Annotated in this window: 20 protein-coding genes; 4 read left to right on the top strand and 16 right to left on the bottom strand. The window is 42.2% G+C overall.

Features of this window, described 5'->3' with window-relative positions:
• Positions 1 to 46: 46 nt before the first annotated feature.
• Together JOC95_RS14675 and JOC95_RS14670 are read right to left on the bottom strand one after the other, a co-directional pair.
• Positions 47 to 922, bottom strand: coding sequence for a ribokinase (locus JOC95_RS14675; RefSeq protein ID WP_204417848.1), 876 nt, complete (start codon positions 920 to 922; stop codon positions 47 to 49).
• Positions 919 to 1275 (bottom strand): winged helix-turn-helix transcriptional regulator, encoded by a 357-nt coding sequence (locus tag JOC95_RS14670; protein WP_204417845.1) that lies wholly within the window; start codon positions 1273 to 1275, stop codon positions 919 to 921. Before JOC95_RS14670 ends, JOC95_RS14675 begins: the two co-directional genes overlap by 4 nt.
• Positions 1276 to 1391: 116 nt before the next feature.
• Here JOC95_RS14670 and JOC95_RS14665 point away from each other — a divergent pair, with 116 nt between their 5' ends.
• Positions 1392 to 1916 (top strand): GNAT family N-acetyltransferase, encoded by a 525-nt coding sequence (locus JOC95_RS14665; protein ID WP_204417843.1) that lies wholly within the window; start codon positions 1392 to 1394, stop codon positions 1914 to 1916.
• Positions 1917 to 2051: 135 nt separating this feature from the next.
• Here JOC95_RS14665 and JOC95_RS14660 read toward each other — a convergent pair whose 3' ends face one another.
• Both JOC95_RS14660 and JOC95_RS14655 read right to left on the bottom strand, forming a co-directional pair.
• Positions 2052 to 2735: a nucleoside/nucleotide kinase family protein gene (locus JOC95_RS14660; protein WP_204417841.1), complete on the bottom strand. Its 684-nt coding sequence runs from the start codon at positions 2733 to 2735 to the stop codon at positions 2052 to 2054.
• A gap of 21 nt (positions 2736 to 2756) precedes the next feature.
• Positions 2757 to 3293, bottom strand: a complete 537-nt coding sequence (locus JOC95_RS14655) for a histidine phosphatase family protein (RefSeq protein WP_204417839.1) — start codon at positions 3291 to 3293, stop codon at positions 2757 to 2759.
• Between the two features lie 92 nt (positions 3294 to 3385).
• Here JOC95_RS14655 and JOC95_RS14650 point away from each other — a divergent pair, with 92 nt between their 5' ends.
• Both JOC95_RS14650 and JOC95_RS14645 read left to right on the top strand, forming a co-directional pair.
• Positions 3386 to 4177, top strand: a complete 792-nt coding sequence (locus JOC95_RS14650; protein WP_239582929.1) for an alpha/beta hydrolase — start codon at positions 3386 to 3388, stop codon at positions 4175 to 4177.
• 112 nt (positions 4178 to 4289) lie between these two features.
• Positions 4290 to 4385: a putative holin-like toxin gene (locus tag JOC95_RS14645; protein ID WP_204417830.1), complete on the top strand. Its 96-nt coding sequence runs from the start codon at positions 4290 to 4292 to the stop codon at positions 4383 to 4385.
• 208 nt (positions 4386 to 4593) lie between these two features.
• Here the strand turns inward: JOC95_RS14645 and JOC95_RS14640 are convergent, their stop codons facing one another.
• From JOC95_RS14640 to JOC95_RS14610, 7 genes are all read right to left on the bottom strand, one after another.
• Positions 4594 to 5607: a S66 family peptidase gene (locus JOC95_RS14640; protein ID WP_204417828.1), complete on the bottom strand. Its 1014-nt coding sequence runs from the start codon at positions 5605 to 5607 to the stop codon at positions 4594 to 4596.
• Positions 5608 to 5612: 5 nt separating this feature from the next.
• Positions 5613 to 6167: a GNAT family N-acetyltransferase gene (locus JOC95_RS14635; RefSeq protein WP_204417826.1), complete on the bottom strand. Its 555-nt coding sequence runs from the start codon at positions 6165 to 6167 to the stop codon at positions 5613 to 5615.
• A gap of 22 nt (positions 6168 to 6189) precedes the next feature.
• Positions 6190 to 6435 carry a cytoplasmic protein gene (locus JOC95_RS14630; RefSeq protein ID WP_204417824.1) on the bottom strand — a complete coding sequence of 82 codons (246 nt, stop codon included), beginning with the start codon at positions 6433 to 6435 and terminating at the stop codon, positions 6190 to 6192.
• Between the two features lie 56 nt (positions 6436 to 6491).
• The gene (locus tag JOC95_RS14625) at positions 6492 to 6833 is read right to left on the bottom strand and encodes a hypothetical protein (RefSeq protein ID WP_204417822.1); all 342 of its coding nucleotides are present in this window, start codon (positions 6831 to 6833) and stop codon (positions 6492 to 6494) included.
• A gap of 464 nt (positions 6834 to 7297) precedes the next feature.
• Positions 7298 to 8143 carry a helix-turn-helix domain-containing protein gene (locus tag JOC95_RS14620; RefSeq protein ID WP_204417820.1) on the bottom strand — a complete coding sequence of 282 codons (846 nt, stop codon included), beginning with the start codon at positions 8141 to 8143 and terminating at the stop codon, positions 7298 to 7300.
• Positions 8144 to 8292: 149 nt separating this feature from the next.
• A complete protein-coding gene (locus tag JOC95_RS14615; RefSeq protein ID WP_204417818.1) occupies positions 8293 to 8919 on the bottom strand; it encodes a nitroreductase family protein in 627 nt (208 codons plus the stop codon).
• Positions 8920 to 9063: 144 nt separating this feature from the next.
• Positions 9064 to 9363, bottom strand: a complete 300-nt coding sequence (locus JOC95_RS14610; protein ID WP_204417816.1) for an antibiotic biosynthesis monooxygenase family protein — start codon at positions 9361 to 9363, stop codon at positions 9064 to 9066.
• Between the two features lie 217 nt (positions 9364 to 9580).
• On the opposite strand from JOC95_RS14610, the gene JOC95_RS14605 reads away from it, so the two are divergent.
• The gene (locus JOC95_RS14605) at positions 9581 to 11065 is read left to right on the top strand and encodes an esterase/lipase family protein (RefSeq protein WP_204417814.1); all 1485 of its coding nucleotides are present in this window, start codon (positions 9581 to 9583) and stop codon (positions 11063 to 11065) included.
• 62 nt (positions 11066 to 11127) lie between these two features.
• On the opposite strand, the gene JOC95_RS14600 is transcribed toward JOC95_RS14605, so the two are convergent.
• The 5 genes from JOC95_RS14600 to JOC95_RS14580 all read right to left on the bottom strand — a co-directional run bounded on the left by JOC95_RS14600 (position 11128) and on the right by JOC95_RS14580 (position 14185).
• Positions 11128 to 11598, bottom strand: a complete 471-nt coding sequence (locus JOC95_RS14600; RefSeq protein WP_204417813.1) for a YjdJ family protein — start codon at positions 11596 to 11598, stop codon at positions 11128 to 11130.
• Positions 11599 to 11762: 164 nt separating this feature from the next.
• Entirely contained in the window at positions 11763 to 11933 is a 171-nt protein-coding gene (locus JOC95_RS14595) for a hypothetical protein (protein WP_204417810.1), read from the bottom strand.
• 21 nt (positions 11934 to 11954) lie between these two features.
• Positions 11955 to 12131: a DUF4083 domain-containing protein gene (locus JOC95_RS14590; protein WP_204417802.1), complete on the bottom strand. Its 177-nt coding sequence runs from the start codon at positions 12129 to 12131 to the stop codon at positions 11955 to 11957.
• 93 nt (positions 12132 to 12224) lie between these two features.
• Positions 12225 to 13688 (bottom strand): zf-HC2 domain-containing protein, encoded by a 1464-nt coding sequence (locus JOC95_RS14585; RefSeq protein WP_204417800.1) that lies wholly within the window; start codon positions 13686 to 13688, stop codon positions 12225 to 12227.
• A complete protein-coding gene (locus tag JOC95_RS14580) occupies positions 13685 to 14185 on the bottom strand; it encodes an RNA polymerase sigma factor (RefSeq protein ID WP_204417797.1) in 501 nt (166 codons plus the stop codon). The genes JOC95_RS14585 and JOC95_RS14580 overlap by 4 nt, the downstream gene beginning before the upstream one ends.
• Positions 14186 to 14343 lie beyond the last annotated feature (158 nt).

Raw genomic sequence — 14343 nt, 5'->3', positions numbered from 1 at the left:
AATCTAAGGTGGAAAAATAAAAAACAGCCACATGGACTGCTTTTCTTCAACTCAAAACCTCATCAATTGTAGGTATCGACTTCGCCGCACCTTTTCGCGAAACCGCTATGGAAGCGGCCTTTGAAGCAATCCTGAGAGCATCTGGCACTTTACCGTTTTTAAAAACGTGTGCCAGAAAGTATCCCAGGAATGTATCGCCTGCAGCTGTAGTGTCCACCACCTCGACCGGAAAAATATCCTGCCGGAATTCTTGAGTGGCATCACGGTATACAGAGCCGGCAGCACCAAGAGTGAGTACCACCTTCAATGTAGGATAATCATTGATAAGTTGATCAAGTATATCCTTTGGCTCGCCATGTCCAGTGATTTCGCGCCCTTCCACTTCATTGAGAATTAAATAATGCATTTTAGATAGATCAATCTTATTTACCGATTCATCCATCGGGGAGGGATTTAATACTACTGCAAACCTTTTTCGATAGGCAGACTCTATCAGGTAGTCAAGATGGTTTATTTCATTCTGAAGTACCAGAACATCCCCTTCCCCAAATTCTGCAAGAACCTTATCGATTTCAGATTCTGTTATCTCCCTATTTGCGCCCCCATATAACAGGATGCAGTTCTCTCCATGTTCGTTGATCTGGATGATGGCATGGCCGGTAATCATTCCTTTTTCTGATATACCCTTGACCTTGATTCCTGCTCGTGATAATTCCTCTTTAAGGGAATGACCGTCCTGGCCTATCTTGCCGGCATGATGGACATCCGCTCCGGCCCTTGCCAGCGCGATGGATTGATTCAGCCCTTTTCCGCCGGAATATTCGGCATATCCTAAGGAAGCAAGTGTCTCGCCTGCTGTGACAAAATGCGGGACCGTGTAGACTTTATCCTTGTTTAGCGAACCATAGTTTAAGAACTTCATTCCACTCCACCGTGTCCTTGAAGACCCTGCATCCTCTTTCCCCAGCGAGCGAGGGCTCTCAGATGATCCACAAGCTCCTCCCCTTCCACAGTAAGCGAGTATTCCACTCTTGGAGGCATTTCTAAATACTGTTTGCGCACAATCAGGCCATTGCTTTCCAATTCCTTTAACGATTGTGAGAGCATCATGTTGGTTATTCCTTCTACAGTCCGCTTCAGTTCATTATAACGGAGCGTTTCGTTCTGCCTGATTGCCCAGAGAATGGGCAACCGCCACTTACCGCCTATCATATTCCTCGAATAGGTAAGAGGACAATTTTCCAATCGGGTATTGCCTTTTATATCTCTATCCATATTGAATCCCCCTTACTCAGTTTTTTCTTACTAGGTCAGGTGAAACTGCGTACTTGTCATCATCCACTTTTATACTAAAATGAATATATATCCATTACAAAAGAGGAGAAAGAATCATGAAGCTTACATATGAAACGATTAGTTTTAACGATATCGAAATCCTGCGGGAACCATGCAATGCACTCATGGACTTTCAGAAATCAAAAGCAACGATCACCCCTGAACGGTTTGACGTGATGAACTTTGATACACGATTGCTTCCCTCCATTGAAAAGGCCGTTCATAATTATATAGTTGTAGTCAAAGATGAGGAAAAAGTAGTCGGCTATGTGTACACCAACGTGTCTCAAAAGGAAGTTTACGTCAGTGATTTTGCCACATTCTTTGATCTCTCTTCGGTAAAAGCGGACCTTGTCGGCTGTCTATCACAATTTTATATCGATGAAGGATATCGTAAGTATGGCATTGGCTCGAAGCTCTTTCGAATGTCCATGGAATGGCTGGATCAGTTCAAGGAAGTGGAGGATCATTTCATCTTCGTGTCCAACGGCAATGACCATGCCCTCGAATTTTATCAGCAAAAAGGCTTTAAAGTGAGTCATGACATTCTGGATGGGTTCATTACGGTACTTAGAAAATGATCTAGAGGCCTAGAAATATTGATCCGCAATGGATGGGGGCTGTTTTGGAATCTTGAGGTTGTTTATCCCTTCATATTGTTCTTGAAAAGGATTCAACCGATAACCCAAAAGCCTTCATTTTATTATGTGATCACTCTACCTCTCACGTTTATGGATATTGTTTTTATACAGTATCGGGTTATCAAGGTCATCATTATTTACTACTACATCTGCAAAATGTTGTGGAGCATGCTCTTCGAGGTACAGCTTAGAGGCAGCATGATACCTTTTTTTAAATATCTCTTCCGCTTTTATCAAACTACCAAATGCTTTTTCTTCCCTTTTCGATCCCCTTTTTCTGGCAATCTCAAAATCTGTTTCTACAAATATTTTAAAATCAAATTGACCGATCAACTCCTGCTTGAATAAAAATGTGCCATCCACGATTAACACGGAGTCTTCTGTTGCTGACTCTTCATTGGACGAAATATATTCATCTTTTTCCAAATTAAAAGATGCAGGTTGGTATCTAAGGTGCCCAGAATCTCCAAGGGGAATCAGCAGCTTTTCCATAAAAGATGTATAATCATGCGCATCGTTGTAATAGCCAATCGCTGAATCTTTCCCTTGTTTATAGCGAATTGTCTTTGGGTTATGAAAATGATCAATACTAGTTCTGATAACTTTTTCCCCCCTGTATTCCAATGCAGTTGCAATTTCATTTGCAAGAGTTGTTTTACCTGATGCTGTAATACCGCTCACTCCCACTCGCACAGGATGAGGCAGATGAATGTCACATATAGTATTTAGTAGAGTTTCAATAAGCTCTGACCTTCTCATCAAAGTCACTCCCAATTCCAATCATCTTTTTTCAAACAAATACAACTCACCGTTATTGGCAATCTTGAATTCGGGCCCTCGGAATCCCCTTCTCAACAACTCTTTTCGCAAAAGCATCATGACGCCTCCATGGCTGACGATGAGGGTGTTTTCTTTGCTGGAAAGTATTTTATCCAACGTATCACTTATTCGTGTTTGCAATTCCCTTTTACTCACAGGCTGCGACTTATGGTTAAATAGCCAAGCCATGCGGATGGATAATAGATGAAGTTTGAGGGGGAGCCTTCTATTGGGCGGGAAAATCGGCGCCACGGTTATTTCCCTGAGCTCCTTCAAAAGTGTAATATCTCCCTTAAAAGCTTTTTCTGCCGTTTTTACGGCCCGTGGGAGATCACTCGAGTAGCATCTCTTCCAATCTATATTTTTTAAATCCAAATCGTTCTCTTCCACTTCCGATGCATCATATTCCTCCACCCACTTCAGGAGTTCCTCGGCTGTCACCCGATTGTCCGGGTACCCCCGTGTCACCTTGAAGTGCCTGATTAGACCGACCTTCATCCTGCCAGCTCCGTTCTTTTTTGAATATTTTCATTTTATCATTAAAATGCTTTCATCTACTCAATAATTTTATATAATAAGAGGTACTAAGAATGAAAAAGGGGCTTATAAATATGCTTGAATATTTTACTGTCACCATCACTCCCTTCGAGTCCGATAGAAGGGTCAGTGTCCTATTGCCGAAAAGCTACCATACTTCTGAAAAACGTTATCCTGTTCTATATATGCATGACGGCCAGAATCTGTTTCTCGATGAGGAGGCAAGCTTCGGTGTGAGCTGGGGGTTGAAGGATTATCTCGAGCAGAGCGACCTCGAAATAATCATTGTTGGGATCGACTGCAACAGGGAAGGATTTGAACGTTTCAATGAGTATGCACCATGGGAAAACCGGGAGTTGGGTCAGCGGTTATTTGATGATGAGAATCTTACTGGCGGTAAGGGTAAGGAATACATCGAGTACATCACGCACGAACTAAAGCCAAGGATAGATGAGAAATATCGGACAATCCCCGATGATACAGCAATGGCAGGCAGCTCCATGGGCGGGTTGATATCCACTTATGCCGGTTGCAGATATCCAAATATCTATAAAAGGATAGGATCCCTCTCCTCCGCTTACTGGATCAATCAGACCGAAATCGAAGCTTACATAAAAGAAAGAGATTTGACAGGATTGGAACGCTTTTATTTAGACATTGGAACAAAGGAAGATACTTCATTCATCAATCATCAGGTCTACATCGATTCGAGTCAGGCGGTATATGATTTGTTGAAGGAAAAGGTGGCGCATGTCCGGTTCGAGATAATCGAGGATGCAGTCCATAATGAAGCGGCATGGCGTGCAAGGCTGCCGGAGTTTCTGGGCTACCTTTATGAAAAATAGGCAAAAAATTGATGACCGGATGTTCGGCCACCATGAATCTGGCTATACTATGAAGGACAGATGAATACGGGTGGATCGGCTAAATCCCTGTGGAGAATGGGGGTGGCGCCGCATGAACGAACTGCAAATCTTTTTAACGTCCGGGATGTTCATTCTGGAATTATTGAGCTTTGTGGTCGTCCTGATCGAAATCAATCGAAAAAAATAATCCACCCGTCCAAAGCTTGCATGTGCAGTACGGGTGGATCTTTTCGTTTGCCCACAGTAGCTGTGCCACTGCAGCATTCATCTGTCAGGAGTCAAAGCGTTGGTCTCGCTTTGACTCCTTTTATTATGTGTTCCTTTATATTAAATTATTTTCACAATCCGGAAACAATAAACCTCTCCTCCATCAGTAGAGCATTTTCAGGAAGAATTTAAATGAAAGTCTGCTTCACAATCCCTTTCCCATCCTCCACTTCCACTTCAGCAAATGAACCGTTGATCAGCGTGATTTGTGGTGGTATATGGCCGCAGTCTATGTCATAGAGCACAGGTACCTTAATGTCTCCATATAAATCCTGATAGACATCTTCTATTAGATAATCATCCACCGGCGTATTGGCAGGACTTCTTCCGAACATGATGCCTGCGCATCCATCAAACCAGCCTGCAAGCTTCATCTGCACCAATGTCCTTCTTAGATCCGTCGTTTTCATATTACAGTTTTCGAAGTACCATATTATTGGTTCACCATCTGTAAAGCTGCTGCGGAACGTTTTCACATCTCCAAACGGTGTTCCGATCATATGCCGCACAATATCGATGCAGCCACCAAGCAGGCGCCCGGACATCGTTACACTTCCACCTGCAACAGACTTCCAGCTCGTCTCTTCGGTCAAGTGGAATATCATAGGTGAGGGATTCTCGTGATGCCATTCCTTTTGGAACTTTTCAGAAGAATACTGGACGATGGAATTGCCTTTTTGTGTAGCCAACACATTCCTCCACATTGCAGTGGTCTTATCCGAATATTCGCCGCGCAGGTCCACCAGATTCGTTCCATGTGCAGTTGCTATCCCGGTTTTCAAAGTAATGGCAAGCAGCAGCATGCTCGTATCTGAATAACCCATGACCCACTTCGGATGTATCTTCTCAAAATCAATGTGTTCCAGGGTTTCTATCAATAGCTCACCGCCCCATGGTGGAATGATGAGATCAATATTCTCGTCCTCCATCATCCTTTGAAAATCTTCTGCTCTCTTTTTGGCAGAAGCAGACCTTGTCTTCACATCTGTCCAGACTATCTCACTGCAAATAACTTCGTATCCTTCCGCATTTAACCTTGAAACTGCTCTCTCCACGATATGGTGCAATTCTTCAGGAACACCGGATGAAGGTGCGGTCACTCCGATAGTTGCGCCCTTTTTTAGTATTGGATATGTAATCATGCTCCTCACCTCGCACGCCTTTCTTTCCACTCACGATCTAACATACTATACGTTACCAAGTCTTCATAATGGTCATATAGCCACTGCCCGTCCCGTTTAATTCCTTCTTTTGCAAATCCCAGCCTATGGGGGACTGAAATGCTTTTAGTATTACCGACCGCACATTGTATTTCCACTCTATGAATCTTCAGGCTATCAAACAAGTAATCCAGCAATGCCGAAATCGATTTTGTAATGATACCATGACCCTGAGCATCCTCGGCAAGAAAATAACCGATACTCGTAGATTTGTTCTTCCAGTCGATATAATGCAGACCGATCATCCCCACAAGCTTTCCGTTAAATCTGATACCAGCGTCAAAGCCATTGTTATCTGCATAGTTTTGTAGCCAGATCGGAATGACCGGTTCCAAATCATCTGGTGACTGACGTTTATCCACCCACAGGAGCCACTTCCTAAGATGTTCGCGATTGGCATCAATCAAAGTAAATAACTCTTCTGTGTGATGAAGCTGAAGCAATTCGATGGATATCTCTTTATCTACTTTGTACGAAAACATCCTTACTCCCCCAAATCATTGATTAAAACCAATAATGATGCATATCCTTTAGAAACTTTCCTGTAATGGGGTACCCGGAATTGTCCCCTATAACGGAATCTATTCCACAATAAGGACAAAGAGCAGTATCCCCATTATCGCACCACTCTTCTATTTCTTTTGGGCTGAAGATTTTCAAGCAATAAAAGCATCCGCATACCTTACCCGATTCCAGTTCTTTTCTATGCCTGCTGCTGAAGCTGTGTGCTTTTTTAAGCGCATTTTCCATGTTCTGATCCGCCTTCCACTTATATATTCATGACAAAATACTTGAGGCGGTTTTAATTAAATATTTAAATAAGCATTCTCTTTATAGTCTATTTCAACTTCAGGCAATTCGCACATTTTTATGGCATTTGTAATGCGGCGGCTGAGTTCCTCTTTCATCTGTTCATACTGCTCAGATGTGATTGACTGTTGCCAAGCCAATTGTTGGTGAAAAATATCGCTTTCCTCCGTTTTTTCCAACGGATTCAAAGCCATCCCGCCTTTCGTTACTTGAGCGTTCGTCTGCGCACACATGTTCAGCAGCAGCACTTCTAGAATTTTTGTTTCACGTTCATTTAATTGAAGGCCGCTCAATTTCACTTTTACGTCTACCATTGCAATGTTTATATGAATCTCCACCTTAAATCAGTTTCTATTTTTACTTAAGTTTCGACAAAATCCTGGTAAATCCTTCTATTTTAAGTGAAAATTCTATTGATCTTTGCGGCTGATTCCTTCATCTAGGATCAAGACGGTTCGCACTTATCGGTTGGGAGATCAGATTTAGCGCTAGAGCCGATAAATAGACGGAAATATTCCGCTTATTTAGTAATTACTATTAAAAAAGGCTGAAATAGACGGAGAAATTCCGCCTATTGGCTCGAAAAATTCAAAAATGGATGATTTTGCTGTGCATAAGCGGAAAATCTTCCCTTATTTTCCCCGCTACAAGCTACAATCTGCATTTAACCGGAAAATCTCCGCTTATTTATATTATTTTTATCATGCTGCTGGTCGTTCGGCATGAACTCCCGACCTTTCCGCACGAGCTCCCAGCACCCTGACCCAACTCTGCCCAAAGAAACGTTTATTGAATGACTCTACTATATCCCAACACGCTCTTTTACATATCCATTTATTAAATCCTGATTAATAAACGGCACAACGGGCAGGATTTCCTTTAATCCTTTTTCAGAAACTGCCTTCAGCGCAATTTCGTTTAGCACCTTTTGATCAATAAAGGGGCATATAGGGACAATCGATTGGATGCCATCCTTTTCAAAGCTTTGTTTTGCTATGGAGGAGATAAAATCTTTTTTTAGGAATGGCGCAATGGCACTTATTTGCTTTATTCCTTTTGTTTCAAATTCCTTTTCGGCGATGCTAGCTAGCTTGTCCTTGCTGATGAATGGGGCGATGGGAGCCAAGGATTTGATTCCTTTCTCATCATTTAATGATTTCTCGGCACATTCGTTGATGATTTCCTGGCTTAAAAAAGGCGCGATGCCGACTAATGCTTGAATTCCTCCTTTTTCAAACTCTCTCTTGGCACACTCATTAAGCACTTCCTGGCTTATGAATGGAGCAAATGCAGCAATGTCATGCATAGTGAGCTCCTCTGTTAATCCTTTAAATACTTCATCTGCCTTTTCTGAATCCAGCAGCGGCGCAACATTGGAAAACTCTTCAACGGAAACTACGTATTCAGTCTGATCCCCTTCGATAATCTGGTTGATCAGCGTACTTCCTTTTTCATTATTGAGGAGCTCATCAATACTTACCTCTAGAATGCTTGCGAGTTCTGGTAACTTTGCAATATCCGGCATCGTTTCGCCACGTTCCCAGTTGCTCACAGCCTGATAACTGACACCAAGCTGATCTGCCAAATTCATTTGTGTCAGCTTTTTTGCCTTTCTCCAATTTGCAATCTGTACCCCGATTTTCTTCATATTGAACACTTCCATCACCTCTTCGTTTTGATACTTTTATTGTAAGTTTTTCCTTCAACTATGTATATCAAGTTATGATTGAGTTGTTTTGATACAACAAAAAAAGCCCACCTTGCAACAATTGCAAAGCGGGCCTTCCATTCTATCCATTAAAATGTTTCGTATGCAACCACTTCATCAAGAGGTAAGCGCAATGTTCCGTGTGCCTCTGCGGCAGCTTTACCAACCGAGATCAGCATCACCGGGATGTAGCGTTCTGGAACGTTGAACTCCTTTTTGAATGCTGCGCGGTCAAATCCACCCATAGGAACAGTATCATAGCCAAGGTCTTTTGCAGCAAGCATCAGTTGCATCGCCGCAAGAGAGCTGTTCATCACAGCTTCGTCACGAGCGAATTGATCGTTCGTATAAGCACCATGAATTTGGCCAGTGAGCATTTCTTTCACTTCTGGGGTCATGTAGCCTTTGTTCACGACTTCCCCGTATACTTTTTCCGCATTATGGTTCGCTTCCAAGTCTCCAAGAATGGCAATGGTTACAGAGCTGTCGACCACTTGCTGCTGGTTGTATGCGATAGGCAGAAGTTTTTCCTTTTGTGCATCTGACTGGATGACAAGGAACTTCCAATGCTGCAGGTTCCAGGACGATGGTGCTGTGATTGTCGCCTCAAGGATAGCTTGCAGATCTGCTTGTGGCATTTCATATTGGGTATATTTACGAACAGAATGACGTTCATTCATTACAGAAATAGCTGAATTTTTATTGGTAGTAGTCATGAAGAAATCTCTCCCTCTTCTTGTTGGATTATTATTTACTTAACATTTTTATCATATACATATCTCGATGTCAAAATGTTTGCTTTCGAGATATTTGGGATATTTATGTACAGGATGAATTTTTTAGCAGGAAAGTAAAATTCATCATTCTTTGCTATTGACCAAATGAAAATGTTCCATATAAATGTCAGGCTTAAAGTAGTGACCAACCGCTTTGTTCCATTCCTCAAATAGTTCCGAACCTACAAAACCCCTCATATGATCGTCCAATGTCTCCCACTCCACCTGCACCATATATTTGCCTTTAGTTTCAATGCATGCATGTAAGGAATGAGAAATATATCCTTTGGACTGCGCGATTGACTGCACTCCTATGACGAAATCTTTTTCAAAATCTGCTTCCAAACCCTCTTTAATATGAAAAAATGCTACTTCTGTTATCATGTAAATACTCCCTTTCTTTTATGTCTAGCTAGATTCTACATCATATCATTCCCCAACAAAAATACGATATAAAAGATAAATCTTTTTTCCTATCTTATAGACAGCCTACCATGTCCTTTCGCTCATTTTTCAAAAAACACTTCTGAAATGATACCGCTTTCCGATAGGATAGATGGGGAGAAGATCTCCCATTTCCTAGAAGAAATGGAGTGGTGGAATGAAAAGGTTGGTGTTGATTTTGCTTATTGCAATTCTTGTGGTACCCGTTTCTGTAAATGCAGGGACGATCGGCGGTAAAGATGATCCCGGCGGAGTTCCAGGGCAGTGGTATGTCGGGGATACTCCAAGCTATGTGGATCCGAACAAGCCCGTGATCGTATTTGTCCATGGAATCAACAGCTCTTCTAAAACCTGGTGGGAAAACAACAATATGTATCAGACTGCGTTGAATAACGGCTATCAGACGGCATTCATTGATGTTCATCCAGATAAAAACATGTGGGATAACGGTTCGATTGTAAGTGCGAGAATCCGTGATATCTACAACCATTTTGGAAATAAGAAAATTGTCATCGTTGCCCACAGCAAAGGCGGTATCGATTCACAAAATGCCCTAGTCCATTACGGGGCATACCCTTATGTATCAAACCTCATCACCTTATCCAGTCCTCATTACGGTTCACAGCTTGCAGACCTCGCATACAGCGGCTGGGCAAGTTGGCTATCCAGTATTCTTGGAAGCAAAAACGATGCAACCTATTCGCTTCAAACAGGCTATATGAACAGTTACAGACCTCAAATTGATAACCACACAAATCGTTCTCGCAATAAAATCTATACCTTGGCAGGCACAAAATGGGGAAGCTTCGGCTCATCCCTGTATTGGGGCGGATTGTACTTAAGCTCCTATGGCTCCAACGATGGCGCAGTTACCGTTGCAAGTTCACGTCTCCCATACAGCACGGAGGTCAAGGTGAGCAGCTGGAACCACACTACCGTACGCGAGGGCGGCACGTTCCAGTATTTCCGGCCATATTTGACGACCACTCAGACAGCAGGAGTTGCTGCTCTTAGCGAGGTAAGTGCGACGGTCGAGCCTGTTGAGCAGGAGCCTACCAACATCAGTGCCCTGCACCGCGGTGGTGAGTTTCAAGTGGAAGGAAAAGAAACATTCTTTGTCGAGGAGAATGTACAGAAGATCGACCTTGATTGGTTAAGTGACAAACAGACCAAAAAAATCGAAGTTATCAGTCCTACAGGTGTTGTGTACCGTGACTTCAAGCATGCAGTTGATCAGGATATTTTCAAAGGCGGACATCATCACACCTTCCAGATCTCCAATCCCGAAGCTGGTGTTTGGACGGTAAAAGCGAAGAAGGATAAGGCAGCCTACTTGATGACCGTCGGCTTCCATACCGAGCTGAACGAAGAAATCATTCTTGAGGATTCAACACTTGAATTGAAGAATAAAGGAAACAAAATCAAGGACTTCAACGTGGACGTAAAAGTAAACAAAGATGGGAAAGCGAAGCAGAACTTCGGAATGAAGATGGCCAATAAAGGAAAAGTGGCAATGAACTTTAAAGAGGAAGGCGTCTATACGATTACGCTTGATGTAAAAGGCGTAACAAAGGACGGGAATGCGTTCGAGAGGACGATCGTGAAATCTGTGTATGTTGATAAGAACGGAAATAAGTATTAAACAATGAAAAAGCCGGGGACTTTGCTGATTGTTTGTCAGCATGGTTTCCGGCTTCACTATTATCAGCGTTCAGCATTTCTAGTTAATTGAAGATAGTTCAAACTGGCATAAATGGTCAGCAGACCTCCCGAAACGATCAATGCCGCCATCATCAGTTTCCCTCCTTCAGTAGGAGATCCTCCCACAAGCATCGCTCCACAAAAAAGCATCACCGCAATCCCTGCCGAATAAACCGAAAGTATCCCCTTTCCTTTCATCCACCTTTTCCCCACTGCAAAAAGGATATAAACGAAGCTAATCAACATCAAAATTGGAAAAAGGGGTTTGTATTTTAACGAATATATGAAATAATCGAGCTGTGAGATGTTCTCCCGTTCCACTGCCCCGTGATTCCACCATGATGTGATTTTTGCGGTACTATCCCATTCAAATGGCCTTTCCACCAAATCACTGCCTTCATACCAGGATGCAAAAGTTGCGATGCCAAATAGCATAACAGCTAAGCAGAATATTACCATACTTCTTACTCTCATCTACTTCCCTCCAATTATCTACTCTGTTTTTTCTGAATGTCTCATACTTTCCTATTACTGAAACGTTTTAAGGACTGAAATAGTTTTAACCTCACTACAATTTTATCTTTTTTCTATATCAATTGTGTTTTATGAGAAAAAGCCCCCTCAACAGGAGGCTCCCCTTATTTGACGCTTTCTTTTTTCAATAAATGCCCAATCACCGTACATAGCATCATCAATCCAACAAACAAACCAGTATTCCCAGTTTCCATCCCCAAAAAACGCGGGCCTATAAAGAGTTCCAGGATAAATATCAGGATGGCTCCTATTAAGAGAATCTTATAAATCATCATCGGCCACTTCCCAGTTCATTATTAATTCCCTCTTTCTCCTTCATTGCTCAGCTTTTCCACTTTTTCCTCCAAACGATTCAGTTGAATCGTCCGCTGCTTAATGCTTCTGAATACAAAAGCCACGAACAACACAAGCAGAACAAGAAAACCTAAACTAAACAGTTGAAACAGAGCGTCCCCTAAATTAAATGCACCCATATTTGTCACCTCTATAAAGAATATTTAACGAATATACGAAAAGTACATGAAAAAGTTTCATAATCCGTACTGTAGCCTGCAACATACCGCACCCTATCTTCCATCTACACGAATCCACTCTTCCTTGCCTGTTTTTGCTGAATAAAATTTCCCCTTTTCAAAGTAGTCCAGTGCAGGATTCATATGGACCAGTTCGAATTTTCCGGTTATGGCGGAATAGATCACCACGGTTTTTGATAATCCTTGCTTGTTGAACGTTTCCAACGGAACAGCTATTTCAAGGTCCTGCTTTTCAATATCCTTATAGGACGGAACATCCTGATTATGGCGAAATGTATCTATTTCACCTGTTCTTGCATTTACCGTCATTACTGTATCCTGTTCAAGCGGAGTATAAAGCGGATAGCCTTTATAATTAGGTATTATTTTGAAGCTATATAGCTTATAGTATTTACTTTCATTACTGGCATTTCCCCCGATCGGTACCAGGTCGTACGTGAAGTTGCTGCCATATATTTTCTCTACATGGCCTTTCACCTTTTCCTCCGTTTCATCTTTCGCCAGAGTTGGACCACCAAGTTCTGTAGGATAGCTACGCACCTCCAGCAATTGCCCAGTGATTCCATCTATCGCACCATCATATTGCCCATCAATATGAAACTGATAGGTGTAGGGACTATCGTTTAAAGGACTCTCTTTTCTCAATTCCACCTTTTTCTCGTGAACGTCCAATATATGGGCCACATGTTTTGCGAGTTCCTTTTCATCCATTGGCTGCAGTTCCTCTGGAAGCTTGTGAAAACGAGTATAACTGTCACTCAGGTTATTAATATCTTTGTAAAATCTGTCGAATTCTTCCACGTCGAGTGTTTCAAAATATGAGCTAAATCCATGCTTGAATTTTCGGTATTGCCTGTTTGACAGTTGGTTGAGTTCGTCAAAATATTGTTGCGTGACTTGATATGCCGCCTCATCCGTATCCGACCACATCCCCTGCTCAAAACGGAATTGCATGATTTCAAGCATCGAGTTGAAGTTTGAGGTGTTGATGCTTAAGTAATATTCCGTGTTGTTTAGTTGATGTTTTTCGAAAAAATTAAGGTGCTCCTCGAGCGCTATCATATCTACAAAAAGTTGATTCACGGCACGGCTTACATACTCCAGTTCACTATGTTCTGGTTCTTTCACTATATTAAACATAATAGGCAGTAATTCCTGACTTCTGTAGTAATTTTCAAATTCCAATATCAACTTTTCTCTTCCACTTTTATAGTCACTCACAAGCAGGGTCAGAATGATTGCGGTTAATACTGCAGTGATCCACTTATACCTGGTGAGTCTGATTTTCATCCTGACCCTTTCATCCACCGTGTTCGGAACTTCAGTATTTTCCAGTTCCTTTATATGATCAAAAAATTCTTCTCCTGTCTGATAGGTGTTCCTGCATGCTTCACATTCACTCAGGTGGGCATCGACTGCCTGTTTGACTGCAGGACTTAATTCGTTTTCCATATATAAAGGGTACAGATCACGGACTACTTCATGTTCTAGCTTCATCGTTCCTCCCCCACCTCCCTCTTATAGATTTCGCGGAACTTTTTTCTGGCCCTATAGATGCCCACCTTCACCTGTGCGATCGACTCATTGGTGATTTCTGCGATTTCCTCATAGGTCTGTCCGTTCCCATCACGCAACAGGATATAGGTCCGGTAATTTTCAGGTAGCTTCAACAGAATCATCTGAATCAGCATCTTATCCTCTGCATGTTTGTACGGATCATGCCGGACAGCCGCCCTTTCATCCAACGTCTCAGATTGCACCTCCAACTGAGTTTGCTTTTTCCCGTTAAAATTAATGTAGGTATTCCGGGCAATCTTAAAAAGCCACGTTTTCATGGAAGCATCCCCCCTATAAGTGGAGAGGGATTTGAATGCCCGAAAAAAAGTCTCCTGAGTCAGATCCTCGGCAATATGCCTGTTTAGTGTGGAGCGATATAAATACGAATAGATCGCCTGTTTATGATTTTCATATATCTCTATCCTAGGGTCGGACATCACATTTCCCCTCTCTCCCATATACAGACAGTCTTATCCGCCGAAAGTTACACCTAATATTTAGTTTTCCATATATATTTTACCAATTGTCCATCTTGGATACTACTGAACTTGAAAACTAGCTGTTGCATAGAAAAAAACTCAGGTCATCTGAACTG

It is taken from the genome of Sutcliffiella tianshenii (genome assembly GCF_016908565.1).
Taxonomy (GTDB): domain Bacteria; phylum Bacillota; class Bacilli; order Bacillales; family Bacillaceae_I; genus Sutcliffiella_A; species Sutcliffiella_A tianshenii.
The sequence above is the reverse complement of the archived record's forward strand: the minus strand, read 5'-3'. Positions and strand labels throughout refer to the sequence as shown.